Below are 24,765 nucleotides of genomic sequence, written 5' to 3'. Positions count from 1 at the left end.
CAGCCGGCACGCCACGCGGCCATCGTCTTGCTGTTTCGGGAAGCAGCAGCGCCGCACGCCCGTGAGTCTTCTAGCGTCGTCGGCATGACTCACACACCCCCGCGTGCATCGCACGACCACGATCCACACGCGGCCCACCAGCACGGAGCGGACCACGACGCCGACGGCCAGGCGGAGATCCTCGACCTGGACGCTGAAGTGCTCGCCGAGCACATCGCCTCCATCACCGCGTGGCTGCCCGTCGGAGCCGGCCCCCGTCACATCGTTGATCTGGGCTGCGGGACCGGGACCGGCACCTTCGCACTGCTCGAGCGCTTCCCCCATGCCGAGGTGACCGCCGTCGACACCTCGACCAGCCACCTGCATCGCCTGTTCGAGAAGGCCACGAAACTGGGCCTGGCCGACCGGGTGCACCCCGTCCAGGCCGACCTCGACGCGACCTGGCCCGACCTCGGCACGCCCGAACTCGTCTGGGCATCAGCCTCCATGCACCACATGGCCGATCCCGACCGCACCCTGCGCCAGGTCCACGACACGCTCGCGCCGGGCGGGCTGTTCGCCGTCGTCGAACTGGCAGGCTTCCCGAGGTTCCTGCCCGAAGACGCCCCCGAAGACCGCCCCGGTCTCGAGGAACGCTGCCACGCCGCACTCGACCGGCACCACGCCGAACACGTGCCGCACCGCGGCGCCGACTGGGGATACAAGCTCACCGCCACCGGCTTCACCGTCGAGGCCGAACGCACCATCACCGTGCACATCGGCCCACCCCACACCGACGCAGTCGGCCGCTACGCGCTCAAGAGCCTGCACCGCATGCACAGCAGAGTCGCCCGGACACTGACAGCCGAGGACCTCACCGCCCTCGACCGGTTGCTCGACACCGACAGCCCTCACAGCATCCTGCGCCGCGGCGACCTGACGGTCCGCACCGAGCGCACCGTGTGGGCCGCGCGACGCACCTGAAGGCGCCATGCCGAGCTCAGTAGACGAAAGCCGCGGTCCGACGTGTCACCACCATGGGCAGAGAGCTCGGCCTCATCGTTCCCTTGACCAGGGGCGTGACGCCGGAGCACCGTCGCCACGATCAGCGGAATCTCCGTAAGGCGGTACACATCACCGATGCACTTACGGGTTCGACCCCGAAGGGCATCTGTGCTTGCTTCTGCTCGGCCGTCACCCGGTCGGGCAGCCACCGGTCGGCTGAACACCACATCCGCGTGAGCGGGAATCCGATACCCGCCGATCGTTGCCGGGCGGCTGGTGACACGGCTGAGGAACCAGAACGGCGGGTACAGGCGCAGGACTTCGGTTGTGCAGCAGCCACGCGGCCGCGCACGGTTTGAGGCGTCGTCACCGTGCCGGCGCGAGGTATCTCCTGGGCGGCACGACCGACGGTAGTGACCGAGCTGAAGTCGAGGAGATGGGTGGCGGGTCGCCACCCACGGCCCCGGAACAACAGATCCGAGGCCGTGGGTTGGCACAATGCTGTTGTCACAGAGCGGCAGTGTGGACGCTCGCTCCCGTCGCAAGCCCTTCCGTCGAAGCGACGGCCATGAGGTCGGCACAGACGTCCGCGATCGGTGTATCAAGGAAGAGACCGCCGGAGCCAACGACCGCGAGGCCGCCGGAGACGCTGTCCAGGTCGGCGTCGGAGATCTCGGCTGTTGCAACCGGTGATGCAAGGTTCACTGCGTGGTTCCCTTCGAACAGGCGCTTCGGAACGGAATAGGCACTTCGGAACGGCAGAGTTCGCCCGATTCACGAAAACGGGAATCCTCTCCGGCGACCTACGCCACGCGCAGGATCAAAGCACGTCGACAAAGGCGCGGCCAGCAGTTCGAGGCTCGACCGGTGCACACTGCGAAAGGCGACTTCACCGGTGTGACAGCGCGGTGACCGAACACACCGACTCCTTCACAGGGCCTGCTTCTTCGCTGCACCCACGACGGTTGCCAACGATTCCCAAGACGGACACTCTCGCGCCGAGGCCGCCCAATACCGTTTGGTCGCGGCTACTGTTCAGGTTCCGCACGGCCTGTCAGTGATCGGTGTGCAGTTTTACGGGATCTTCGGTAACCGGCCAAGAGTGCAAGCACCCGAGAGCGTCCACCCGAATTCGGGTTCATGACGACAGCTCGGCCCTCGGCCCTCGACCCGGAACTCGACGCACAGCTCCAGCCTTCCCCTTGTCGTAGGGAAGGTGGAGCGCCACGCGGGTCCGCTGCTCGTCGGTCAGCGGGCCCATGCGCCCGCTCGTGGTCACCGAAGTCGGTAGGCGGTGGCAAGCACGGAGACGGTGACCTGGTGTGGCAGGAGGCCGTCATCGTCCAGGTCTGCACGCTTCACGTGGCGTGCACTCGGCGTCATCCCCACCAGATCGAGGGCCTCCATCCTGGTCAGGGACATGGCGTACTCGACGTGCTCGGTCTCGGCGGCCTCGAAGAAGGGGGCCAGCGCCTGGTGCAGGCGCTGTTCTTTGGCTGGGTCGATCGCGACCATTCCGGGCACCTGGCCGCGCAACTCGGCCAGGTGCCGCCCGGTAGGACGCACCACGACCAACCGGCCGGTCGGACGCAGCACCCTGCGGAACTCGGATGGGTTGCGCGGGGCGAACACGTCCAGCACGACGTCGGCCACCCCGTCGGCCAGCGGGAAGGGACAGAAGACGTCCCAGGTCGCCGCGGCGGCTCGCTCATGGGCTCGGGCCGCTGAGCGCAGTGCGCGCGCCGAGGTGTCCAGGCCCAGGCCACGGGCGCCGGGCAGCTGGTCGAGTACGTCGGCCAGGTAATAGCCCGTGCCACACCCGACGTCCACCACCGTGTCCTGCTCGGGCACGGCGTCGGCCGCCAGACGGGTCACGGCCTGACGGATGGGGTCGTACCTGCCGGTGGACAGGAAACGGTCCCGGGCCCGGGCCATGGCCGCGTCGTCGCCGCTGGTAGCGCGGGTGCCCGTGAGGAGGCTGACGTAGCCGTGTCGGGCGATATCGAAGGTGTGGCCCGCCGCGCAGCGCAGCGTGCCGCGGTCGGGGTGCAGGCCGGTGCGGCACGTCGGGCAGCGCAGCAGGTCGAGGAACGGTTCGAGGGCAGGGGGAAGCAACACGGGCACGAGGCACTCCTGGCAACGGTGACGGGAAGGGACCGTGCCTGCGCACGCTCAGGAAGTCGCAGCCCCCGGAGGGGACGGACCCGGCGCCCGGGCCGCCTCGTACGGGCAGCACCGGCAAGGAGGTTCACGCAGCAGGCACGCCAAGGAGGGCGACGCCGTCCGGCATCGCCCTCAATGCCGCCCGGTCACAGGAAGCAGTAGTGCGGGGTGCTCAGGAATGCCACGCCGCGATTCTACGAGCTTCAACGCGGGTGCGGGGCGCCGCCGCCGACGTCAAGAGGACACGGCCCAGGGCCGGATGGAGCCTCAACGCCGGGCGTGGCGGATCGTCAATCGTCCGAATTCCATGGCCCCAGAGATTCGGATCATCGGTCCGCCCGGGCGGGAATGCAGCCGGACCTTGTAGCGCACGTCCTTCCACCCAGTGCGCAAACCCTCGACGTCAACGACCGCGTCGCGAGGCACCGTGATCTTGGCCCTGCCGGTGCCGAGCTGCAAAATTCGATGTCTTGATCCGCTTGCCGGCGACGGTGATCGTTGACGTGGCGCCCGGCTGCTCTTCAGGGAGTGAGGCCAGAGCCGACACGAGCTCGCTGAACGCCGGCCACTTCGACGTGCTCGCCTCCCAGCGCAGAGCACGCGCCCGCATCCGCAGCGAAAAGAGGGCCGGCCCCGGGCGAGGGGCGAGGGGCGAGGGGCGAGGGGCGAGGGCCGAGCGGCCGACGCCAAGCGGTCACTCCGGAGCAGCTCACTACTGACGCGGGAACGTCTCTCCAGGCAACACGGGACAAGCTCGTCGGACGCCCCGCGGACTCTGCTTGACAAGGCCGCCGACAGCCACCCGACACGCCGGTCTCATGCTGGAACCTTGGCTTCGCCCACGCTGAACCACCCAGGCCGGACCTCGGCCAGCAGGGGCTTCAGCGACTCCACCGCGGACCGCAGATCAACGTCGGTGGGGTCAAAAGGCTCAGGCAGACTCTGCGCATAACGGCGCAGTCGCCAGAAGTCGAAGATCTCCGCTCCGTCGGCCGCAAAGTCCACATCAATCTCAGTGCCGTCCTGATTGACGAAGCGACAGCCTGCTCCGTGGACGCTGTAGGAGCAGGTGCCGATTTCGCCCCTTCGGCTCATCCGGTGCGAACGGACCAGGCCGAGCACGTCCGCAAGCCGCTCGAGCGAGGGGAACGCCGCCCGCATGGCCGCACCAGCCGAGTCGAGAGCATCGACGTACCCGATCACCAGGTCACGCGCTGTTGTCACGTGCGCCCCTCCTCTACTGCGCCACCCCGGCGTACGTGTGCGGCCGATTGTTCCACGTGGGCTCCCGACGTCTCCGATGAGGACGGCCGCGCAGCGGGAGCCCTCACAAGCGTCTTTCGGAGGCTCAGCTGCTCGCCCTGGTTCGGTGACCCACGTCACACCCGCCTCCTGTCAGCAATCGGAGCGCCGTCTCGTTCAAGGGGCACGCGAACGAGACAGGAGCAACGCCATGAAGCACCGCATCGTCGTACTCGGCGCCGGATACGCCGGGGCCTTCGCCGCCGGAAACCTGGCCCGTCGGCTCTCTCCCGCCGACAGCGAGATCACCGTCGTCAACGCCGTGCCCGACTTCGTTGAGCGGATGCGGCTCCACCAGCTCGCGATCGGCCAGGACCTCACCTTCCGCAAGCTCGCCGACGTGTTCGCGGGCACCGGGGTGCGGCTCCGCCTGGCGCGCGTCACCGGCGTCGACCCCGAGCGCAGGACCGTCGCCGTGACCGGCGAGGACGGCGACGGCGAGCTCACCTACGACACGCTTCTCTACGCGCTCGGCAGCTCCGTAGCCCACCATGGCGTCCCCGGCGTGGCCGAGTACGCCTTCGATGTGACCGGCCGGTCCTCGGCGCTGCGTCTTCGCGAGCGCCTGGCCTGCCTGGGCGAGGGCGGCACCGTACTGGTCGTCGGTGAGGGGCTGACCGGCATCGAGACCGCCACCGAGTTCGCCGAGTCCCGGCCCGACCTCTCGGTCGCGCTCGCCGCCCGCGGCGAACTGGGCGCCTGGCTCTCCCCGAAGGCCCGCCGCCACCTGCGCCAGGCCTTCGACCGGCTCGGCATCACCGTCCACGAGCACACCGCTGTCGAAGCCGTCGAGCCGACACGGGCGATCGCCGCCGACGGTACGTCCATCCCGGCCGACGTGACCGTGTGGTCGGCCGGGTTCGCCGTACACCCCATCGCGGCCGCCAGCGGCCTGGAGGTCGCCGAGACCGGCCAGATCGTCGTCGACCGGACCATGCGCTCGGTCTCGCACCCGGACGTCTACGCCGCCGGTGACTGCGCCTACGCGATCGGCGACAACGGCCGGCCGCTGCCGATGTCCTGCGCCTCGGCCGGCTTCACCAACATGCAGGCGACCGCCGCGATCATCGCGCGCCTGACGGGCAGCGAGGTCCCGGCCACCGGGCTGAAGTACTACGGCAACCACATCAGCCTCGGGCGGCGGGACGCGATCTTCCAGATGGTGGACGAGGACGTCCGGTCGAAGTCCTGGTACCTGGGCGGCCGGACCGCCGCGCGGCTCAAGTCGGGCGTGCTCAACGGGGCCGGGTGGGGCATCGCCCACCCGACCTTCGGCATGCCGAAGCGCAAGCGTCGCCTGGCCAACGCCCCTGACCGGGCCGGTGTAAGGGTCGCCGCATAGGCTGCTTCGCATGGACAGCGCAGCCATCGATCGGTTCGAGGCCAGCCGGGGCCGGCTGGCCTCGCTGGCGTACCGTCTGCTCGGCTCGGCCGCCGACGCCGAGGACGCCGTGCAGGACACGTTCCTGCGCTGGCAGGCCGCAGACCGCGAACGGGTCGAGGTGCCGAAGGCCTGGCTCACCAAGGTCGTCACCAACATCTGCCTCGACCGGCTCCGCTCGGCGCAGGCGCGCCACGAGCGAGCGGCCGGTGCCTGGCTGCCCGAGCCGCTCCTCGAGGGCGACCCGATGCTCGGCCCTGCCGACACCTTCGAGCAGCGCGAATCGGTGTCCTTGGCCGTACTGACCCTCATGGAGCGCCTCTCGCCGGTCGAGCGGGCCGTCTACGTCCTGCGCGAGGCCTTCTCGTACAGCCACGCCGAGATCGCCGGGATCCTCGACATCACCGAGTCCGCGAGCCAGCAGCATGTCCACCGGGCCCGACGCCGGGTCGCCGCCGAACGCCGCGGCGGCGACGAGGTGGACCCCGCGTCCGCGCGCCGGGTCGTCGAGGAGTTCCTCGCCGCCGCCACGTCGGGGCGCACCGAACGGCTGGTGGCGCTGCTCACCGACGACGTGACGATGGTCTCGGACGGCGCCGGACTGGCCAGGCGGCTGTTGCGGTACAAGACGCGCGAGCGGGTCGCCTCCTACGTGCGGGCCGGCTTCAAGGCCACGCCGGCGAAGCGGCGGCTGGCCGGCGGCTCGCCCGCGATGCATGTCGCGTGGGTCAACGGCTCCCCGGCCGTCCTCGCCGTGGTCGACGACCGGGTCGTGGGCGCCGTGGCGTTCGAAGTCAGCGACGGCAAGGTCGCGTCCCTGCGCGGCATCGCCGCCGCAGACCGGCTCGTGCGCCTCAACGAGGCCTGGCGGCAGCAGGAACCCGACGCGCCGGTCATCAACGCATGGTGACGGGAGCCAGCAGCGTGTCAGCGCCCTGCAACGGCTGCGATCCGCCTGCTGGAGACCGAGGGCGGGACGGCGGTAGGAGCTGCCGACATCGGACGGCCTTCCCACTCTGGCCCGGCAGACAGAGCCCGTGCCGGCGCGCCCGGGCCGGAGCGCCGGCCGGGCCGCTGTCGTTCAGCGGGCGTTCTGCGACTGTTCGAGGGGTTCTCGGAACACCTGGTCCTTGTCCGGTACGCGGTCGATGATCCATATGTTGCGACCCCGGTCGACCAGGAATGCCCAGAGGGCGAGCAGGAGCGCGCCTGCTGCCACGACGAGGGCAGTCAGGAGGGCGCCTTCGACGCCGTGAGTTTCCGCGAAGCCGCCGGAGACCGCCTGTCCGGCGGCTGTCCCGAGGGGGCCGCCGGCGCACAGGATGGTCATGGCGATCGCGGCACGGGCAGCGGGGGCCAGTCGCTCGGTCAGGGCGTAGATGCTGATCATGTAGGGTGCGACGGTGAAGCCGGCCAGCGCGACGGCGACCGGAAGGGACACGAGCTGGGCGCCGATGAAGAGGATCAGCATGCCGACGAAGAGTGCCGCAGTGAACGAGACGTAGCGGGCGCGCAGGGAGAACCGCTGTGGGAGCCAGGCGCAGGCGAGGCCGGCCAGGGCACTGCCGATGCCGAACTCGGCGTACAAGAGCCCGGAGGCACCGGGCTTGTCGATCGTGCCGGCGTACACGGTGACGGCCGTCTGGACTGCGCCGAAGGCCGCCCCCATGGCAACCATCGCCAGGAACATGACGGCCAGGGGACGTCGTGGCAGGTGCGGCTTCCCATGCTCGCCTGAAGAGGGTCGGTGCGTGGTGCGGTGGGCGTAGAGCAGTGCGAAGGGAAGGGTGCTTCCCACGATCAGGAACATGATCACCACGGCGGGGGCGAGGGGGCTGAGGGCGGCCAGCAGCCCGACGAGCGCGGGGCCGGCGACGAAGCTCAGCTCATCCGCGGACGCCTCATAGGACAGCGCCACGGGCAACAAATGGTGCTCGTCGTGCGAGCGCACCAGATGGGACCAGTGCACTCGTACGAGAGGACCGACTTGAGGTTGCGTCAGGCCCACCAGAGTGGCCGCCGCGAACATGCCCTCCCGGGTGCCGTGGCTCGCGACCAACAGGGCGGCCCAGGCAGCGAAGTTGGCGAGTGCGGCAGCAACGCCGACGGATCGGTGGCCGTAGCGATCCGCCAGGGCCCCGACCAGGGGGCCGCCGATGGCAATGGCGATGCTCTGGGCCGCGCTGGCGAGGCCGGCGAAGGCGTAGCTGCCGGTCGATGCCTGGAGCAGGATGAGAGTGGAGAGGGCCGAGGCCGCGTATGGCAGGCGGGCGGAAAATCCCAAGGGGAAGAAGCCGGCGCCCGCAACGCGCAGCAGGGAGCGGTATGACACTGATGTCTCCATCGGGCACGTCGAGGAGACGCGCCTCCCAGCCACCAACGCGTCGACGAGCCCGATTCTGATCGTCAACGTAGCGGAGGCGACTGAGGGCTGTACACGCACCAGCCTCAAGGACTCCCACAGCCGCTCCTGTCAGCGAGCGAACTCCGAGTCGTAGTCGAACATCGCGACCGCGTCCTCACGCCGCTGGGCCGTCGCGGAGTACGCCGCGCACGGCGTCGAGCCGTACACCCGGTTCGAACTCCGCCAGCCGCCACGTCGCGCCGGCCTGCGCGTACGGCTCGGGATCGACACCGGGCGGCAGACTGACGGCGATGTCGTACGAGGACATCTCGCCATGGCGCAGTTCGGTGAGGGCTCCGACGGCCTCGGCGAGCTGATCCGGGTGCTCGAGATTGACCGGGAAGAAGCCGTCGAGCCGGGCGGCCCTGCGGATCGGCTTGACGTTGCCCGGGAATCCGGCGGCCCACACCGGCACACCGGGCCGCTGAACCGGCCGCGGCAGGAACGTCATGTCGTCGACGGTGTAGTGCTCGCCGCGGTGGTGCACCGGCCCGCCGGACCAGGCGGCTGCCAGGATCGCCAAGGACCCGTCGAGCATCTGACCGCGTCGCCGGTCGTCGACCTCCTCGCCGGTCTTGGACAGCTCGCCGGCGAACCGGTCGCTACCGAGGCCGACGCCGAGGGTGAGGCGGCCGTCGCTGAGCCGATCCAGCGTCGCGGTCTCCCGCGCGACCTTGGCCGGCCGTCGACGGGCAAGCGCCGACACCATCGGGCCGAGGCGGAGCCGCTCGGTCGCGGTCGCGATCGCCGCCAGCGCGATCCACGAGTCGGCGACCTGTCGGACCGGCTCCCGCCAGCACAGGTGATCCCACACGAAGCAGCCGTCCCACCCGGCTTCCTCCGCGTCGGCGGCCAGGCGCGCCACCACCCGCGGGTCGGCGAGGTCGTCGAAGAGGGGCAGCCAGAGGGCCGACCGTAGCCGGTTCATGAGCGGCCTCCTTCCGTGTGCCGCGCCAGAGCCGACACGAAGTCATCCCACACCGGCCTCGGCAGGTCGTGCCCGGCCCCCTTGAGGACCAGCAGCTCCGCACCGGGGATCGCGTCGCGCAGCGCCTCGCCGTGCGGCAGCGGAAGGAGTGGGTCGTGGTCGCCGTGGACCACGAGCGTCGGCGCCGTGATGTCGCCGAAGCCGCCGCGGGCCGGCCCGTCGAACTCGATGGCGTAGTGGTTGACCAGGGTCGACGCGTAGTTCCTGGCGCGCGCCACGTCACGTTCGACCAACGCTCGGACCGCGGCCTCGTCGAAGTGCGGCGAGCCACCGGCGTACGCCCTCGAGCCGGCGACCACGTACTCGACGACCGCGGCCGCGTCGGAGGAATCCGGCTCGGCCGGCATGGCCAGGTCGCTCGACGGCGGCGGCAGGTCGTCGGCCCCGGTCGAGCTCGAGACGAACGTCAGCGACGCAACCCGATCGGGATGGTCCACCCCGAGCATGAGTCCGATCCCGCCGAACATCGACTGACAGACCACATGGGCGCGTTCGATGCCCAAGACGTCCTGGATGCCGAGCACGTCCAGGGTCAGGTCGGTGAACGAGTACGCCGGCTGTCCCGGTGGGTAGCAGGCCGAGCAGCCGGTGTCCCGATGGTCGTAGCGGACCACGAACCGGCCACGGGCGGCGATCTGTTCGCACAGTTCGGCGTCCCACCACAGCATCGAGGCGGCCGACCCGGCGACCAGCATGATCGGCGGGGTCGCACGGTCGCCGAAGGTCTCGACACACAGCTCGGTGCCGTTGATCTTGAGGAGTTGCTCGCCGTGAGATTGATGTGGGGTCATGTCTGGCACGCTAGAACCCGCGCATCGATTGTGAAAAGCGATGATTTCCGATTGATTCGATCGCTTGTGGCAATGGGCGTCGCTACTCTGGAGCACGTGAGCAACGTCGAGCTGCGCCATCTGGCGGCGATGGCCGCCATAGCCGAGGAGGGCTCGTTCGGTCGGGCGGCCACCCGTCTCGGGTACACCCAGTCGACGGTGAGTCAACAGATCGCCGCGTTGGAGAGGGCCGTCGGCGGTCCGGTGTTCGACCGGCCGGGCGGCCCCAAACCGGTACGGCTCACCCCTCTGGGCTCCGTGGTCCTCAACCAGGGTCGCGAACTGCTGGCGAAGGCGGAGGCATTGACCGACGCCGTGGACCGGTTCAAGGCGGGAGACGGCCGGATCGACATCGGCACCTTCCAGAGCGTGTCCAACGTGATCCTGCCGTCGGTCGTACGTCGGCTGCGAGACGAGCACCCCGGCTGCGACATCAGGTTGTCCGAGGAAGAGCCGGAGCAGCCGCAGATCGGTGACCTCGACCTGCTGTTCTACGACGGCCGCATCGACGGCGACGTCGAGCACCGCAAGCTGCTCGACGATCCGTACCTGCTGGTGGCAGGCGCCGGCACCTTCCCCGACGGTCGGGTCCCGCTGGAGCGACTCGACGGGGCACCGATGGTGGCCTGGCCGCTGACCTGCGACCAGCCCTTGATGGAGCAGGCCCTCGCCCGCTGCGGTGCCCGTCCGCAGGTCGTGTTCCGCAGCGCGGTCAACGACACCCTGTTGTCGATGGTGCGAGCCGGCCTGGGATCAGCGGTGCTGCCCTGGCTCGCCATCCGCGGTGCCGATGTCCCGTCCGACGACAGGCTCCGCGTCCACGAGCTACAGCCGTCCCTGCCGTCGCGGGAGATCTACCTGCACTGGCGAGCCGGACGTACCCACTCGCCACTTGCCCGCCGGGCCATCGAGATCGCCGTCGAGGTCGCGGCCGATCTCGCGCCGCCGCCGGCCAGTGCTTGATGCGCTCGTAAGCACCATGCTGCCGTTCGCGGCGGGTTCCGTCCGGCGCGGTGGCCCGGATGCGCGACGACACTGTTGCGGGTATCTCTTCCTTCGTCAGCACCACACACCGCGGACGACCCACGATCACGGTCACCGGTCCCCTGCGGTCGACGGATGGACCGCAGGTGCGGAGAGTGCGCCGAAGGCCCAAGATGCCAAGGTGTCCGGCCCTCAGCTCGTCGGCGCATCCGTGGGACGCACCAGGAGGGAGTGACTCTGTGCGCCAGGGAACACCAGCCGCACGCCGAGCAGCGTTCGCATGGGCGCGCCGGCGGCCGACGGTCCTGTCGGCGGGTTCTGGATGCGGTAGGGCGGACCACCAGTTCGGCGCCTCACGGCACACGGGAAGGAACGGGTCGAGCAACCGCCCGCGGGCAGCAGGGGTGGTGGCGCTAGCCGTCGGGGCACTGCTCACCGGCGCTGTCGGGGCGTGCGGTGCTGCCGACCATGACAGTGCTGTGCACTCAGCGGTCGACCTTGCCGACCGTGACCGCGTGCCGGCCCCCAGCCCGATGATGTCCGCACTCGACGATACGACCGGGACCGGGCCGGGAGTGCCCGTTGGGTCCAGCGCTCACGGCGTCCAGTCGCTGCGGGCCCAGGTTCGGGAGACCTTTCCCCACGATCCTCTGGCCTTCACCCAGGGCCTGGAGTTCCGCGGCGAGACCCTGTACGAGAGCACGGGACTGGTCGGTGAGTCCTCTCTGCGCGCCGGGCCGCCAGGCAGGCCGCCCACGCTGTATGCCGAGCTGCCGGCGCCACTGTTCGGCGAGGGCATCACCCTGGCCGGCGACAAGCTGTGGCAACTCACCTGGCGTAACGGCATCGCCATCGAGCGCGACCCCACCACACTCGCGGAACGCCGCCGGGTCACGTACGAGGGCGAAGGCTGGGGTCTGTGCCACCAACGCGTCGCCGATCGGGAACGGCTCGTGATGAGCGACGGCACGAGCCGGCTCACCTTCCGCGACCCCAAAACCTTCAAAAGCACGGGCGGCATCAGCGTGCGCCAAGCCGGCCAACCGGTGACGCACATCAACGAATTGGAATGCGCGCCCGACGGCTCCATCTACGCCAACGTCTACCTCACGGACACGATCGTGCGCATCGACCCGCACACCGGCGCCGTCACCGCGCAGATCGACGCCGCCGGACTCCTGACGGCATCGGAAGCCGACCGAGCCGAGCAACTCAATGGCATCGCCGCCGTACCAGGAACGAACGAATTCCTGATCACCGGCAAGCACTGGCCTCGCATGTTCCAGGTCGCCTTCGTCCCTGCGTGAGCCGCCCGACCTACCACCCCGTCTGGTCGCTGGCCTTGGCCCGACACAGGCCCGGATGACCCGCATGGTGGCTGCCTTCTCCCTCAGCCTGTCGGCTATGTGAATGCGGTCGGCCGCACCTGACGGCGCGAGCCCGGTTGGGCAGACAGCCGGCGTCGGCGGGTCCTGCTCCATCGCGTGCGGAGAGGACCCGTTCCCGTTCCCAGCAGGCGATGACCGTCCGTGCGTAGGTCTCAGCCCCAGGCCCGTGGACGAAGTTGCCCGGAACGCTGTGTGTGCGTCCCGGGCAGTGGGTGGCTTCGCGATGTTCTTGGGGAGTTGCAGGCTTCAGCCGTCTCAGGCCGCGGCCGTCGGGTTTGCTGATGCGGCGGCGTCGCGGTACTCGGCGTTGATGCGCTGGGCTTCTTCGAGCTGGTCTTCAAGAATGATGATGCGGCACGCGGCCTCGATGGGGGTTCCGTGGTCGACGAGTTCCCGGGCGCGGGCGGCGATGCGCAGCTGGTAGCGGGAGTAGCGGCGGTGTCCGCCCGCGGAGCGGAGCGGGGTGATGAGGCGGGCTTCTCCGATGGCGCGGAGGAAGCCTTGGGTGGTGCCGAGCATTTCGGCGGCCCGGCCCATGGTGTAGGCGGGGTAGTCGTCGTCGTCGAGTCGGCCGTACGTGTCGTCTGCTGTCACTTGCACCTCTCTGTGGAACGCGTGGAGGGGCCCTGGTGCCGTATGACACCAGGGCCCCGAAGGAACAGCTACACCATCTGCCGGCCCCGGTACTGCGCCGGCCTTCTGTCTCCGCAGACCCGACCCAGATGCTGTCGGGGATGCTGGGATCGCGGTTGCTTGACCGGAGACCACCTCACTATCGATGTCCTGCGGTACCCGGGCTCAAGACTTCCGCCCGGGCGATCCTGATGGCGCTCGGCTCCTCCGTTCTTCCCTCAATGATCAACTGCTCGCCAAACGGGGAACTGCGTACTGCTGATACTGCTGGTACTGCTCTACTACGCACTGCTGGTGACGCGAACTACACATGCGGGTACTGCCACTGCGTCAACCGCAGTCCTCACGGCGGCCCCTGATCACTGCGGGCCACCCAGTCCGGCAGTCAGTCCCGTCACCGTCCTGCAACCACCCTGGCTTCGGAACTCCACCACCGCACCGCACTACGAATCACAACTGCCTACTACCGGCCGGCAGTTCGTGTCTGCCAGGCCCTGCTGTCTCTCTGGGCTACGAGGAAAACCATAACCACACCACCACCCAATGTCTACTCCAGCAAAAACAGATTTCCGCGCGTTCACCACTGAAGAAATCAGTTCCGTGCGACCGTCTCCCTCCCCCGCACCGGCTGCGCTTGCCGCCGCGGCTGCCGATCGTCCCAGCGGCAGAGCGGAGCTCAGCAGGGCAGAAGCCGTGGCGGTGGCCTTTGGGTGTATTGGCCCTGCTAGAACAGTCATCGTTGGGCATCCAGGAGCGCGACCGCAAGGTGCGCCGGCCGCTGCGGCGGGCCGGCCTTGAGGTGATCCCGAACGCGGTGCCGGACGGCACGATGCCGTTCGTCCACGGATACGGTGCCGAGGAGGTGGGCAGCGGGTTCTCCCACCGGTACGACACCCCACGGCTCGTCGAGCGGCTCAATGAGGACTGGTACGACCTCGCCGTCTCCTCGGGTCTTCTCGACCAACGGCGCGAGTTCCTCGTCCAGCTGCCGCAGGGCACTCGGACGCACCGGGCTGCCCTGCGGAACATGCATGGTGACGGCTGCACCGCGCCGGCCGTCTGGACCCGGGTCCGGCTCTTGGAGCGCTGGGACATCATGGGGCGGGGTGCGGCATCAGCGTTCCTCGGCGTGCACGCGGGCCACCCGGGCTTCGCCATGATGGCGCTCGACAGCAGCGTGTACGTCCATGCTTCGACGGGCGAGATCGGCGTCGATGTGCTCGCGGTACCCCACCCGGACCGCTCGGAGAACATTCTGCGGCACCTGGAGTGGATCACACTTCACGACAGTCCCTACGTCAACCGCGAGTTCAAGGAGCGGATCGCCGTCTGGCTCGGGGCCCGCGCCCGGAGCGCTGTCAACCCTTCAGAGTGTTGACGACGCGGCCCGGCGGCAGGCACGAGGAGGACAACAGCGAGGCCGGCGAGGCGATCAGGTTCTTCGTCACTGACATACGGCGGTCACATCGACGGGCGTCAGCACCGCGGCCGCCGCCCTCGCCGTGGTCTTGAAGCTCGCCGAGTCCGCCCAGCAACGGTGGCGGGCCGTCAACGCACCCCGCCTCGTCGCCCTCGCCCGTGCCGGAGCCCGCTTCGAACGAGGACACCTCGTCGAACGCCCCCGAAGCTCCCGCGGCGTGCCGCACCTCAACCGTTCATGTGTCCGGGCCAACGCTGTGCAGATCCTTCGCCGGCGCCCTCGGTCGTCAGTGCCCTCAGCGCCGTCAGGCAGGTGGCCAGCTTCGCAGGGCCATGTCGGCCACCTGCTGGAGGTCGGCACGGGTGGCGCCGCCGACGGCTTGGACAGCGATGCCGTTCGCGACGGTCATGAGGTAGCGGGCGAGCAGTCCGGGATCGGTGCCGGGGAGCAGGTCGCCTTCGTCGACGGCTCGCTGGAACCGGTCGCGCAGGAGGGAGGTGGCCTCGTTGCGCCAAGCGATGAGAGCGTCGCGGGCGTTGCGTCCCGAGTCGCCCGCGGCGAGGGATCCTTGGACGCCGAGGCACCCGGCGGGACAGCCGGGGCTGGTGGTGGCCCGGACGGAGCCGCTCAGGAATGCGATGGCCACCTGCCGAGCGGTCGGCTCCCGCACGGCCCGGGCCCCGTACGAGGCGGGACCTTCCGTGTAGCGCTCCAGAGCCTTGCGGAACAGGTCCTCCTTGTTGCCGAAGGCCGCGTACATGCTGGTGCGGGTGATGCCCATGGCGCTGGTCAGGTCGGTGAGGCTGGCGCCTTCATAACCCTGTTCCCAAAAGACGTGCACGGCACGCTCGAGGGCTGCGTCGGCGTCGAAGCCTCTGGGCCGCCCGACCGGCGCCCTGCCCTGTGTCTCCATGCGATCAATCCTACCTGTTCCGCACCGAGCGGTACAGATATGCTACGGTCCCCTTCGGTACCGATCAGTACAGATCAGTGCAGATAATCGTGGAGGTCGTTCGCATGGGACAGCTCGCAGGCAAGACCGCCGTCATCACCGGCGGCAGCACCGGGATCGGCCTGGCCACCGCCATCAGGCTGGCAGCCGAGGGCGCGCACGTGTTCATCACCGGCCGGCGCAAGACCGAACTGGACGCGGCCGTGGAGACCATCGGGTCGACGAGGGCCACCGCGGTGGCGGGTGACATCTCCGACCTGACCGACCTGGACCGTCTGTACGACGCGGTTCGCGCCCGGGGCCGGGGGCTGGACGTCGTCTTCGCGAACGCCGCCGCCGCGTCGTTCGCGACACTGGAGCAGACCACCGAGGAACACTTCGACCGGACCTTCGGTGTCAACGTGCGGGGCACGCTGTTCACCGTGCAGAAGGCACTGCCGCTACTCAACGACGGCGCATCGGTGATCCTGAACTCCTCGGTGCGCGCCGATGACGGGGTCGCGGCGTTCGGCGCATATGCGGCCTCCAAGGCGGCCATCCGGTCCTTCGCCCGGACCTGGGCCAACGAGCTCAAGGCCCGGAACATTCGGGTCAACGCGATCTCCCCGGGGACCATCGAAACTCCTGGGCTCGACGCCGTGGTGGGTACGGGGGACACGTCCGTCACCAAGTCACACTTCGCCGCAGGTGTCCCACTCGGCCGGATCGGCCGCGCGGACGAGGTCGCCAACATCGTGGCCTTCCTCGCTTCCGAACAGAGCAGCTTCATCCTTGGAGCCAACCTGTACATCGACGGCGGCGAGAACCAGATCTGACCCCTCGGCCGGGTGACCATCGCGCGCGTTTGCGGCGGAGACGGTCGACGGGTTCTCCGTACGGATCAGCGGCGATGGGGGCAAGTGGATGTGCGCGGGCTGCCGATGGACGGGCAGCGCACGTCGGTGGAGGGCGATGGCCACCCGCCTCGGCGGGGACGGTAACCGGGAGGCGCTGACGCACTGCAGCACCTCCAGCCCGTGGGATCCCGCGTATGTGCGGGCCCGGCCGGCCTGGATGATGCACGTGGCGATCGGTCCGGAGGCACTGATCTTCGACGACACCGGCTTCGTCAATGACGAGGCTGCCTCGGCGTGCGGGTCCAGGCAGTACACCGGCCCCGCGGGCAAGGTCACCAACTGCCAGGTGGGCGTGTCGCCGCACCTGGCGCACGATCATGGCTCGGCGGCGGTGAACTGGCTGCTGTTCCCGCCCACTTCGTGGGATCCCGCCTCTGCGGAGGCCGATGCGGCCAAGGTCGCCCGCCGCACCCGCCGCGGCATCCCCGACCATGTGGGGCATGTGGAAAGTGGCAGCCGGCCCTGGACATGATCGACGAGATCCGGTCGTGGGGCGTCGATGTTCCCCTGGCCGTGGCGGATGCCGGATACGGTGATGCCGCCGCCTTCCGCCGCGGCCTGGAGGAGCGCAAGTCGCCTTACGCGGCGGGGATTCCCTCCCGCTTCAAGCGCATGTACTCGCGGTTCGTCGTCCTGCGCCTCCGCCCCGCCGGCCACAACATCGGCCGAGCCACCGGCAAAGTGGAATTGCCCGAACGCTGGCTGCTGGCGAAATGGTCGGCCGGCGAGAGCGAGCCGGTGCGGTTCTGGCTCTTCAGTCTGCCCTCCGGGATGCCGCCGGCCACCCTGGTGCGGCTGGTCACGCTGCGCTGGACCACCAGGAACTCCATGGCCACAGCGGCCCTTTGCTGCGCCGACCCCATTGCGGCCCTGCTCGCCGACCGACCGGACGGCGTACCTGTGGCGGCCGTGTCGCGATCGCCGTCAACGCGATGAGGCCCGCCGCCGCGGTGTCCGGCGGCCAATTGCCTGTCTGCGTCCCCTGCGTGGGTCATCGAATGCGGCAGGACCGGCCCCATCCTGCGCCAGTGTGTGTAGGCCTTCCACGCTGCGGGTTTCAAGTTGCGCGCGGCGCGCGCTCACCGGGAGGCAACTGCGCGGACGCAGCAAGCACCGAACGGCAGTCGAGCCAGGCGTCAGCACTTAGCAAGTCCTGAAGTCGAGTGAACAAGGCGAGCAGCTCAGAGCTCCACTTGTCGCGGAAAACAGCATCGACACGGGCAAGGTCGATTTCGTTCGCTGCCGACAGTTCGGCGAAGTCCCGGCGCGACTGTGGTCCTGGAATGGAGGAGCAACCGGTGAACCTGTCATGGAAGTTCGCGTCGCCCTGACTGAGAGACGGGTAGGTGGCCTTCCGGTCACATGAGGCGTACAGGTACACGATGGCCTCAGCCTCGACGCCGATCACCGCGGCAAGGTCCTCACGGCGGTCCAGCGGCAGCAGGACTGTGGGGAAGCCGTCCGTGCCGTAGAACGCGTGACAGAGTCCGGCGAGTTGGAGGGCCGGGCGGGCTTTCCATGTTGCGAGCTGGGCCTGTACGCGCTTGAGGTGGGCAAGGAGAGTGCCACCGGGGTGCGCGATACCTTCGGCGCCGAGCTCGCGCACGAGAGCAACTGCCCGGTCGGTCGCGGCAGGGGGAGCAGGCACGGTGTCCGTCTCCTTTCGGCGAAAGGGTGGTCGGCACCCGCACAGCGCCTTCGCCCGGTCCGGATCCGCGTGAAAGCACCGGGCGGGTTGCCGCCTGGGCCCTGGAACGATCCTCCGGCAGGGCCAGCACCCCAGTCAATCCTGGGAATTGCTCGCTTGACCTTAGGGATAGCTTGGGTGCCGTGACTCTGGACGATCTCCGCGTGTTCGTTGCCGTGTGCCGAGCGGGAAGCCTCAGCGCTGTGGCCCGGGACCTGTCCTGCACACAGTCAGCGGTGAGCCAGCACGTGAAGCGCCTGGAGCGAGAGACCGGCGTGAGCCTGCTGGAGCGCCAGCCGCGCGGAGTCGTGCCGACAACGGCGGGGCGGATCCTGTGCGACGCCGCCGCCGAGGGGATCGGCGGGCTCGATCTCGCGCTGCGCCGCCTCGGCGATCTTGTGAACGGAGAGAGCGGCTCCGTGCGGATCACCACGGGTGGAACGACAGTCCGGCATTTCATGGCCGAAGCGATCGTCTCCTTCCGCCGGCGCTACCCGAGGGTGAGCCTGGAGTTCCAGACCGAAACGTCCAGTCGCGGCTGCTTCGACGCCCTCCTGGCCAGCAACCTCGACCTGGCCTGGATCACGATCGGCGGTCCCGTGCGTGGCATCGAGCAGCGACCCGTCGTCGATCTGCCCTGGGTGCTGGCCGTGCGACCCGACGACCCACTCGCGGCTCGCACGCATATCGACGTCTCCGACCTCACGGGCATTCGCCTCGTCCGACTGCCGCCGAACTCCACCTCCGGCGCCCACCTGGACGCCGTGTTCGCTGAACTGGGCATCCGGGCCGGCTCGGACACGAGTGTCGCCGACTGGGATACGGCTCTGCTGCTGGCCGAACTCGGCTTGGGTCACGCCGTCGTACCCGCCGTACCGGGTCTAGCCACACCTGACGATGGTGGCCTACGCCTCCTCCCCATTCCCACCCTGCCGCCACTGTCCGTGGGCTGGGCGGTACGCCGCTGGGACGCGCTCTCCCCGCTCGCTCGGGCCTTTGCCGACACGGTCGCCGACCAAGGTGCAGAGACATCCATCATTACGTGAGTCGGAGCCAGGCAGACCGGCCCCACGCCGTGGCCTCTCCCCCGGCCGGGGGAGAGAGCTCCCTCGCGCGCGGGATCTCCCTGGTGCCCTCGCCCGGTGTACTGAGGCAGTCGGCACCGGAAAGGACTTGCATGCGCACCCTCACCAGACGACGTCTGCTCACCACTGCCGCCTCGGCAGCCTCGGCGGCGGGCCTGACCGCCGTACCTGTGCGCGCCGCGGACCGGACCCACGCAGGGGCCGATGACCTGGTGGCCGCCCTGCGGGCGCTCCCGGGCCTGCGGGTCATCGAGGAACGGCCGGGCGCCGAGCCCGGATACCGCTTCTTCGTGCTCGGCCTGCGCCAACCGGTCGACCACAACGACCCCGGGGCCGGGACCTTCGAGCAGCGCCTTACCCTGCTCCATACCGCCGCCGACCGGCCCACCGTCCTGTTCAGCACCGGATACGAAGTGCCGCTCATGCCGCGGCGGACCGAACCGGCCGTCCTGCTGGGCGGTAACCAACTCGGCGTCGAGCACCGCTTCTTCGGCACCTCGCGTCCGGCGGCCCTCGACCTCACCCATCTGACGATCCGCCAGGCCGCCGACGACCACCACCGCGTGGTCCGCCTCTTTCGCCTGCTGTACCCCGGCGCATGGATCTCCACCGGCGGCAGCAAGGGCGGCATGGCCAGCGTGTACCACCGCCGTTTCCACCCCCACGACGTGGACGGCACCGTCGCCTACTCCGCCCCGAACAACGTCGACGACCGCGAGGACTCCGCGTATATACGGTTCCTGGAGCACGTGGGCACCGCCGCCGCCCGCGACGCCCTGAAGACAGCCCAGCGACAGATGCTGCTGCGCCGCACACACCTGGTCGCCCGCTACGAGGCCTGGGCAGCCGCCACCCATGACACCTTCCGCATCATCGGCAGCGCCGACAAGGCACTGGAGATCGCCGTCCTGCGAGTGCCGTTCATGTTCTGGCAGAACCACACCGCTGCGGACGCCCCCGCCATCCCCGGCCCGGACGCCTCCACCGACGTGCTGTACGCATGGCTGGAAGAGACGGCCGCCCTGCCCGTCTACGCCGACTCCACAGCCCGGAACTACATCCCCTACTGGTACCAACTCGGCACACAAATGGGCTACTTGAGCGTTCCCACCGACCATTTGGACGGACTCCTGCAATACCCGGACGGCATCGAACCCCGCAGTTTCGTGCCGCGCGACGTCCCGATGCACTTCGACGCCGAGGCCATGCCCGACATCGACCGCTGGGTGAGGCGGCGCGCCAGCCGGCTGCTCTTCGTGAACGGCACCCAGGACCCGTCCGTCGCGGAGCCCTTCCGGCCCGGTCCCCGCGACGCGCGCGTGCTGTGGGTGCCGGGTGGCAACCACCACGTCTCGATCGCGGACCTGTCCCCCGCCGACCGCGCGGAGGCTGTCACAGCGCTTCGCCGGTGGGCCACGGGCAGCGGCTGAAGTCGCCAACGTCGCCAGGTCCCGCTCAGGCACATCGTCCACCGAAGTGCTGGAAGTCGCGCCACTCCCGCTGCGCGGGCTCGCGATACGCCTCCTGCGGCCGGTCGGCCCGGCTCCGGTCCAGGAAGCCGCGGTAGGTCGTCCTCGCGGATGGCGACGTACGAGGTACGCCTGAGTCGCGGTCAGCGCCTTGTGCCGAGGATTCGCGACGCGATGTGGACGGACAGGCCGCCGGTGACGGGCTCGGTGGCGAACATCCCGGCTTGTGCCCGCGCAGAGGCTGTGTGCGGGTGACGTGACCCCATGTGGGGATTGAGCAGGAAGGGTCGCATTCCGAGACCGCCAATGTGACGCGGATCACTCTGCGGGTGCTTCGGGGGAGGCATGCGCGATCATGACCGGAATGGACGCTCGTTTTCTTGGCATCACCGAGCTGGTCGAGGCCCCGCCTGTGGCGGTCGTAGTCGACGTGATGCGTGCTTTCACGGTGGCTGCCTGGGCCTTTGCCCAGGGGGCGGAGAAGATCGTTCTCGCTGAGTCGCTGGACGAAGCCCTGGCGCTCAAGGCTCGCCACCCGGATTGGGCGGCGCTCAAAGACGGTCCGCCCGCGCCCGGGTTCGACATGGTCAACTCGCCGGGCCTGCTGCGCTCTGTCGACCTTGGCGGACGGACCGTTGTGCAGAAGACCACGGCAGGGACGGTCGGCGCCCTCGCGGTCAAGGAGGCGTCGCTGGTGCTGTGCGCCAGCTTCGTGGTGGCGGAGGCAACGGCCCGGCTCCTGCGGACGCGCAAGAGTGACAGTGTCACGTTCGTGGTCACTGGCGACGATGGGCAGGCCGATGAAGATCTGGCGTGTGCTCAATACATCGCTCGCAGTGTCACGGAGGCCGGAACAAATGCTGCTGAGTTCATCCGCCGCGCTGCCGAGTCACGCGCCGCCGCCGAGTTGGCGGAGGGTGTGCGTCAAGGAGTCCATCCAGATGACGTCGCACTCTGTCTTGAGCTCGACCGGTTCCCCTTTGCCATGGTGGCGACCCTGGAAGGTGCGCTCATGGTCCTCCGTCCGTGCGCCACACTTTCGCTGACCGACGATGCCCCGATCTGATCCGGATCCCTGGTGCGGTCCAACTCGCACCATGCGGGAGCCGGCACCCAGTCGGGCATGCGGCGCCACTGCATGTCCCGACGACGGTGGTTCTGGGTGGAGGCACGCGGCTGACCCAAGGGGTGCCGACGGCGGCTTCGCGAAGCCCGATGTGCGGCGAGCCGGGCCAGGGACCGACCGCGGCAGTCGGTGAGTTCTTCGACCGTCTGCCCGACTGGGCCAGCGTTTCCGGAGCTTGGTGATCTGTTCCTTGAGCCGGGCGATCTGGGCCGGGTGGTGATCCCGGTCTGGGACTGCGCGCGGCGAACTTCCCACCGGCAAGACTCTGGCCTCCTGGCGGGCCGAGAAGCTGCTCTCCCGGGTCGGTGCCTGGGACGAGTGCTTGTCGTTCGCGTCCGTCCCCGTCGGCCAGCTGTCCGCGCCGGTCCTCGCTGCGGCGTTCGGGACGGCGGCGGTCGCCGTCACCGGCGGCGGGGTGGCGGCGTTGGCAATGCTGATGCCGTTGCTCGTGCCGTCGCTTCGGCGGATCGAGGTCAACCGGGACGTCGACTGAACGGTACGCCGTGGCGGTTGCCGTGATCCTCCACCACCAGGCGTTCGGGACGAGGACGGACTGGCCTGGCTGCTCACCGACGACTGACCGAGCCTCCGCGCCATCACCGCCTGCGCCTGATGCCGCTGCCGCTCAGTCCCGCGGCCGGCGCGCGAGCATGCCACCGCGTTTCAGCGAGCTGAGGACGAGCGAGACGTCCACGGAGGCCACGTCCCGCAGCCACGGGGCGCTGGTGACGAAGTCGTACAGGGCCGACTCGCTGGGCAGCGCGGCCAGCACCAGGATCTGGTGCTCTCCGGTGACGAAACTGGCGTACCGGACGTGGACGTTGTCCGCCAGCGCCGCCGCCACCGCCTCGGCCCCGGCCGGAGCGGTGCGTACCCGGAGCATCGCCTCCACCGGCAGCCCGAGCAGCGCGGGCTCGATCACGGCGCGGATGCGCACCCTGCCCTCCCGCCGCAGCGCGCCCAGGCGCCGCCGCGCGGTGGCTTCCGAGACGCCCGCGACGCGGCCGAGTTCCTCGTAGGTACACCGCCCGTCCTCGGCGAGCGCGTTCAGGAGCAACCGGTCCGACCGGGAGAGGTCGTGTGCCACGTCGGCGGGCGGCATCACATCCCCGTCCGTCGGCGAGGGTGCGGGCGCCCCGGACGGGCCCTCCAGCGTGGCGATCTCGTCGTCGGTGAGCAGACCGGAGTGCCACTCGCGGATCGTGCGGATGTGGCGCAGCACCGGCAGCGTGAAGGTCTCCAACATGCCGGGCAGTCCCGGCAGTTCGTCCATCACCAGGCTCGCCAGCCGGTCCCGGGGGCAGAGCAGCTCCGCGACACAGTCCGGGGAGCCGGTCAGCACATGGGTGAAGACACAGTCGGGCCGGCGGGCCAGCGCGCTCGCCACCATCCGCGCCTGCCCCGGGGCGCAGCGCACACCGACCACCGTGCTGCGGCCGTGCAGCGTCATGGCGCCGATCCGCACCAGCCCGGAGTCCAGCAAGCGGGTTCCCCGGCGGACGACTGTGCGTTCGGCCTCGCCGAGCGCCGCCGCGATGCGGTGCCACGAGGCCCTGCCGTCGATCTGCAGTGCGCTGATGATGCGGCGATCCAGCGAATCCGCCACAGGACCGGGCTGCTGTGCGTTCATCGCACCAAGTTTATGGCCGATTCCGTCATCTTGGCCGAGATTCTTGTTCCCTTCCGTCAGGGTGCCCGAACCTGCACGTCATGAGCCGCACGAACCGATGACTCCCCGCTCTCATCACCACGTACGGAGATGGTCGACGTGACCACGACGCAAGGAACTCCCCTTCGGCCACAGGCGGTCGAGCCCGCCCAGGCCCCCACCACGAGGCGCGGCCGACTGGCGCTGCTGGGCCCCGGCCTGGTCCTGGCAGCCGCGAGCGTGGGCGCCGGCGACATGGTGACGTCCCTGGCGGGCGCCTCCGGGTACGGGATGGCGCTGCTGTGGGCGATCCTCATCGGCGTCGTCCTGAAATTCGTCCTCACCGAGGCGGTGGGACGGCTCTACATGGCGACCGGCCAGACCGTGATCGCCAGCCTGCGGTCGGTCGGACGCTGGCTTCCTCCGGCGTTCTTCCTCTTCGTCCTGGTCATCGGACTGCTGTACGGAGCCGCCCTGAGCTCGGTGGCCTCGCTGGCCTTGTCCACACTGTTCCCCGTGCTCCCCGCGCGGTCGCTGGGCATCGCGATCGCGTTGGCGTCCGCCGCGCTCGTGTACGTCGGCCGGTACGCGCTCTTCGAGCGGGTGATGAGCGTCTTCATTCTCGTCAAGTTCCTCGGCATGGTCGTCCTGGCGGTGGCCATGCTCGCCACCATGGACGATCTGCCGGGCCTCGTCTCCTCGATGCGCCCGAGGCTCCCGGAGGGAGACGTCGTGACGGTGCTCGCCCTCATCGGCGGTGTGGGCGGCACGGCCGGGATCGCCTCGTACAGCTACTGGGTACGGGAGAAGCGCTGGCAACACCGGAGCTGGCTGCCCGTCATGCGGGCGGACTCGGCGGTCAGTTACGCCGTCACCTTCCTCTTCGTGCTCTGCACGACCATCGTGGGGACGGGCCTGCTCTACGGCACCGGCAACACCATCAGCGGCAACGACGGGCTGGCCGCGCTCGCCGACCCGCTCGGCGCGGACCTCGGGTCGGCGGCCCGCGTCCTGTTCCTGCTGACCTTCTTCTTCGTGACGCTCAGCGCCCTCGTCGGCGGGTTCAACGCCCTGTGCTATCTGCTGGCGGACTCGCTGCGGACGATGCGCGGCATTCCGGAGACCGACGCCGAGCCCCACATGGCGCAGAACAGCCGGCCCTTCCGCGCCTTCGTGGTCTATTGCGCGGCCGCGTCGATCGCCGTCACGTTCATGGGGAAGCCGGTCGCCCTGGTGCTGACCTACGCCGCCTTCGGGTCCCTGATCCTGCCGCTGCTGTCCGGGGCACTGCTGGTGCTGCTCAACCGCCGGGGCATCGAGCCGCTGTACCGGAACAAGATCATGTCGAATGTGCTGCTGTCCGGCGCCTTCCTCCTCTTCGGGGTGCTGGCCGTCGTGCAGGTCAAGGAAACGTTCTGAGAGGCG

Annotated in this window: 22 protein-coding genes and 3 pseudogenes; 14 read left to right on the top strand and 11 right to left on the bottom strand. The window is 69.5% G+C overall.

Going from position 1 to position 24,765, the window contains the following annotated elements; genetic code table 11:
* The first annotated feature begins 84 nt into the window (after window positions 1–84).
* Window positions 85–963: a class I SAM-dependent methyltransferase gene (locus OG252_RS48735; RefSeq protein WP_266446429.1), complete on the top strand. Its 879-nt coding sequence runs from the start codon at window positions 85–87 to the stop codon at window positions 961–963.
* A gap of 528 nt (window positions 964–1,491) precedes the next feature.
* Here OG252_RS48735 and OG252_RS48730 read toward each other — a convergent pair.
* The 4 genes and pseudogenes from OG252_RS48730 to OG252_RS48715 form a co-directional block, all read right to left on the bottom strand.
* Complete coding sequence (locus OG252_RS48730; RefSeq protein WP_329344585.1) at window positions 1,492–1,689, bottom strand: hypothetical protein; 198 nt, start codon at window positions 1,687–1,689, stop codon at window positions 1,492–1,494.
* A 570-nt stretch (window positions 1,690–2,259) separates the two neighbouring features.
* Window positions 2,260–3,108, bottom strand: a complete 849-nt coding sequence (locus tag OG252_RS48725; RefSeq protein WP_329344583.1) for a putative RNA methyltransferase — start codon at window positions 3,106–3,108, stop codon at window positions 2,260–2,262.
* 306 nt (window positions 3,109–3,414) lie between these two features.
* Window positions 3,415–3,700 (bottom strand): annotated as a pseudogene (locus OG252_RS48720) (hypothetical protein); the annotation flags it as partial.
* A gap of 263 nt (window positions 3,701–3,963) precedes the next feature.
* Window positions 3,964–4,371, bottom strand: coding sequence for a DUF6896 domain-containing protein (locus OG252_RS48715; protein ID WP_329344581.1), 408 nt, complete (start codon window positions 4,369–4,371; stop codon window positions 3,964–3,966).
* Between the two features lie 229 nt (window positions 4,372–4,600).
* On the opposite strand from OG252_RS48715, the gene OG252_RS48710 reads away from it, so the two are divergent.
* Both OG252_RS48710 and OG252_RS48705 read left to right on the top strand, forming a co-directional pair.
* A complete protein-coding gene (locus tag OG252_RS48710) occupies window positions 4,601–5,791 on the top strand; it encodes an NAD(P)/FAD-dependent oxidoreductase (RefSeq protein WP_329344579.1) in 1,191 nt (396 codons plus the stop codon).
* Window positions 5,792–5,801: 10 nt separating this feature from the next.
* Window positions 5,802–6,740: a sigma-70 family RNA polymerase sigma factor gene (locus OG252_RS48705; RefSeq protein ID WP_266446418.1), complete on the top strand. Its 939-nt coding sequence runs from the start codon at window positions 5,802–5,804 to the stop codon at window positions 6,738–6,740.
* Between the two features lie 171 nt (window positions 6,741–6,911).
* Here OG252_RS48705 and OG252_RS48700 read toward each other — a convergent pair whose 3' ends face one another.
* The 3 genes from OG252_RS48700 to OG252_RS48690 all read right to left on the bottom strand — a co-directional run bounded on the left by OG252_RS48700 (window position 6,912) and on the right by OG252_RS48690 (window position 10,013).
* Window positions 6,912–8,162, bottom strand: a complete 1,251-nt coding sequence (locus OG252_RS48700; RefSeq protein ID WP_329344577.1) for an MFS transporter — start codon at window positions 8,160–8,162, stop codon at window positions 6,912–6,914.
* A gap of 187 nt (window positions 8,163–8,349) precedes the next feature.
* Window positions 8,350–9,162 carry an LLM class flavin-dependent oxidoreductase gene (locus OG252_RS48695; RefSeq protein ID WP_329344575.1) on the bottom strand — a complete coding sequence of 271 codons (813 nt, stop codon included), beginning with the start codon at window positions 9,160–9,162 and terminating at the stop codon, window positions 8,350–8,352.
* The gene (locus OG252_RS48690; RefSeq protein ID WP_329344573.1) at window positions 9,159–10,013 is read right to left on the bottom strand and encodes an alpha/beta fold hydrolase; all 855 of its coding nucleotides are present in this window, start codon (window positions 10,011–10,013) and stop codon (window positions 9,159–9,161) included. Before OG252_RS48690 ends, OG252_RS48695 begins: the two co-directional genes overlap by 4 nt.
* Window positions 10,014–10,109: 96 nt before the next feature.
* Between OG252_RS48690 and OG252_RS48685 the strand changes: the two genes are divergently transcribed.
* Window positions 10,110–11,015, top strand: a complete 906-nt coding sequence (locus OG252_RS48685) for a LysR family transcriptional regulator (protein WP_425587657.1) — start codon at window positions 10,110–10,112, stop codon at window positions 11,013–11,015.
* A 536-nt stretch (window positions 11,016–11,551) separates the two neighbouring features.
* Entirely contained in the window at window positions 11,552–12,343 is a 792-nt protein-coding gene (locus OG252_RS48680) for a glutaminyl-peptide cyclotransferase (protein WP_266446409.1), read from the top strand.
* A gap of 336 nt (window positions 12,344–12,679) precedes the next feature.
* Here the strand turns inward: OG252_RS48680 and OG252_RS48675 are convergent, their stop codons facing one another.
* Window positions 12,680–13,018: a MerR family transcriptional regulator gene (locus OG252_RS48675; protein ID WP_266446407.1), complete on the bottom strand. Its 339-nt coding sequence runs from the start codon at window positions 13,016–13,018 to the stop codon at window positions 12,680–12,682.
* Window positions 13,019–13,796: 778 nt separating this feature from the next.
* Between OG252_RS48675 and OG252_RS48670 the strand changes: the two genes are divergently transcribed.
* Window positions 13,797–14,435: a hypothetical protein gene (locus OG252_RS48670; RefSeq protein WP_329344567.1), complete on the top strand. Its 639-nt coding sequence runs from the start codon at window positions 13,797–13,799 to the stop codon at window positions 14,433–14,435.
* A gap of 94 nt (window positions 14,436–14,529) precedes the next feature.
* Window positions 14,530–14,685: pseudogene (locus OG252_RS48665) on the top strand (IS256 family transposase); the annotation flags it as partial.
* Between the two features lie 96 nt (window positions 14,686–14,781).
* Here OG252_RS48665 and OG252_RS48660 read toward each other — a convergent pair.
* Window positions 14,782–15,390 (bottom strand): TetR/AcrR family transcriptional regulator, encoded by a 609-nt coding sequence (locus OG252_RS48660; protein WP_329344565.1) that lies wholly within the window; start codon window positions 15,388–15,390, stop codon window positions 14,782–14,784.
* Window positions 15,391–15,494: 104 nt separating this feature from the next.
* Between OG252_RS48660 and OG252_RS48655 the strand changes: the two genes are divergently transcribed.
* Entirely contained in the window at window positions 15,495–16,244 is a 750-nt protein-coding gene (locus OG252_RS48655) for an SDR family NAD(P)-dependent oxidoreductase (protein ID WP_329344563.1), read from the top strand.
* Window positions 16,245–16,269: 25 nt separating this feature from the next.
* Window positions 16,270–17,261 (top strand): annotated as a pseudogene (locus OG252_RS48650) (IS701 family transposase); the annotation flags it as partial.
* A 121-nt stretch (window positions 17,262–17,382) separates the two neighbouring features.
* Here the strand turns inward: OG252_RS48650 and OG252_RS48645 are convergent.
* Complete coding sequence (locus OG252_RS48645) at window positions 17,383–17,973, bottom strand: DUF6817 domain-containing protein (protein WP_329344561.1); 591 nt, start codon at window positions 17,971–17,973, stop codon at window positions 17,383–17,385.
* Window positions 17,974–18,155: 182 nt separating this feature from the next.
* Between OG252_RS48645 and OG252_RS48640 the strand changes: the two genes are divergently transcribed.
* The 4 genes from OG252_RS48640 (at window position 18,156) to OG252_RS48625 (ending at window position 22,185) form a co-directional block, all read left to right on the top strand.
* A complete protein-coding gene (locus OG252_RS48640) occupies window positions 18,156–19,058 on the top strand; it encodes a LysR family transcriptional regulator (RefSeq protein ID WP_266446397.1) in 903 nt (300 codons plus the stop codon).
* A gap of 131 nt (window positions 19,059–19,189) precedes the next feature.
* The gene (locus OG252_RS48635; RefSeq protein ID WP_266446394.1) at window positions 19,190–20,527 is read left to right on the top strand and encodes a S28 family serine protease; all 1,338 of its coding nucleotides are present in this window, start codon (window positions 19,190–19,192) and stop codon (window positions 20,525–20,527) included.
* 403 nt (window positions 20,528–20,930) lie between these two features.
* Window positions 20,931–21,632 carry a 2-phosphosulfolactate phosphatase gene (locus OG252_RS48630; protein WP_323186234.1) on the top strand — a complete coding sequence of 234 codons (702 nt, stop codon included), beginning with the start codon at window positions 20,931–20,933 and terminating at the stop codon, window positions 21,630–21,632.
* 382 nt (window positions 21,633–22,014) lie between these two features.
* The gene (locus tag OG252_RS48625) at window positions 22,015–22,185 is read left to right on the top strand and encodes a hypothetical protein (protein WP_266446389.1); all 171 of its coding nucleotides are present in this window, start codon (window positions 22,015–22,017) and stop codon (window positions 22,183–22,185) included.
* 132 nt (window positions 22,186–22,317) lie between these two features.
* Here the strand turns inward: OG252_RS48625 and OG252_RS48620 are convergent, their stop codons facing one another.
* Window positions 22,318–23,322: an Lrp/AsnC family transcriptional regulator gene (locus OG252_RS48620; RefSeq protein WP_266446387.1), complete on the bottom strand. Its 1,005-nt coding sequence runs from the start codon at window positions 23,320–23,322 to the stop codon at window positions 22,318–22,320.
* Between the two features lie 129 nt (window positions 23,323–23,451).
* Between OG252_RS48620 and OG252_RS48615 the strand changes: the two genes are divergently transcribed.
* On the top strand, window positions 23,452–24,759 hold the full coding sequence (locus OG252_RS48615; RefSeq protein WP_266446385.1) for an Nramp family divalent metal transporter: 1,308 nt from the start codon (window positions 23,452–23,454) through the stop codon (window positions 24,757–24,759).
* Window positions 24,760–24,765: the final 6 nt, after the last annotated feature.

This window comes from Streptomyces sp. NBC_01352 (genome assembly GCF_036237295.1).
Classification (GTDB): Bacteria; Actinomycetota; Actinomycetes; order Streptomycetales; family Streptomycetaceae; genus Streptomyces; species Streptomyces plumbiresistens.
The sequence above is the reverse complement of the archived record's forward strand: the minus strand, read 5'-3'. Positions and strand labels throughout refer to the sequence as shown.

Excerpts from the sequence above, each read along its gene's own strand:
- OG252_RS48735 (WP_266446429.1), top strand. The coding sequence starts at position 85 with ATGACTCACACACCCCCGCGTGCATCGCACGACCACGATCCACACGCG.
- OG252_RS48710 (WP_329344579.1), top strand. The coding sequence starts at position 4,601 with ATGAAGCACCGCATCGTCGTACTCGGCGCCGGATACGCCGGGGCCTTC.
- OG252_RS48705 (WP_266446418.1), top strand. The coding sequence starts at position 5,802 with ATGGACAGCGCAGCCATCGATCGGTTCGAGGCCAGCCGGGGCCGGCTG.
- OG252_RS48695 (WP_329344575.1), bottom strand. The coding sequence starts at position 9,162 with ATGAACCGGCTACGGTCGGCCCTCTGGCTGCCCCTCTTCGACGACCTC.
- OG252_RS48690 (WP_329344573.1), bottom strand. The coding sequence starts at position 10,013 with ATGACCCCACATCAATCTCACGGCGAGCAACTCCTCAAGATCAACGGC.
- OG252_RS48660 (WP_329344565.1), bottom strand. The coding sequence starts at position 15,390 with ATGGAGACACAGGGCAGGGCGCCGGTCGGGCGGCCCAGAGGCTTCGAC.
- OG252_RS48655 (WP_329344563.1), top strand. The coding sequence starts at position 15,495 with ATGGGACAGCTCGCAGGCAAGACCGCCGTCATCACCGGCGGCAGCACC.
- OG252_RS48635 (WP_266446394.1), top strand. The coding sequence starts at position 19,190 with ATGCGCACCCTCACCAGACGACGTCTGCTCACCACTGCCGCCTCGGCA.
- OG252_RS48630 (WP_323186234.1), top strand. The coding sequence starts at position 20,931 with ATGGACGCTCGTTTTCTTGGCATCACCGAGCTGGTCGAGGCCCCGCCT.
- OG252_RS48620 (WP_266446387.1), bottom strand. The coding sequence starts at position 23,322 with ATGAACGCACAGCAGCCCGGTCCTGTGGCGGATTCGCTGGATCGCCGC.
- OG252_RS48615 (WP_266446385.1), top strand. The coding sequence starts at position 23,452 with ATGGTCGACGTGACCACGACGCAAGGAACTCCCCTTCGGCCACAGGCG.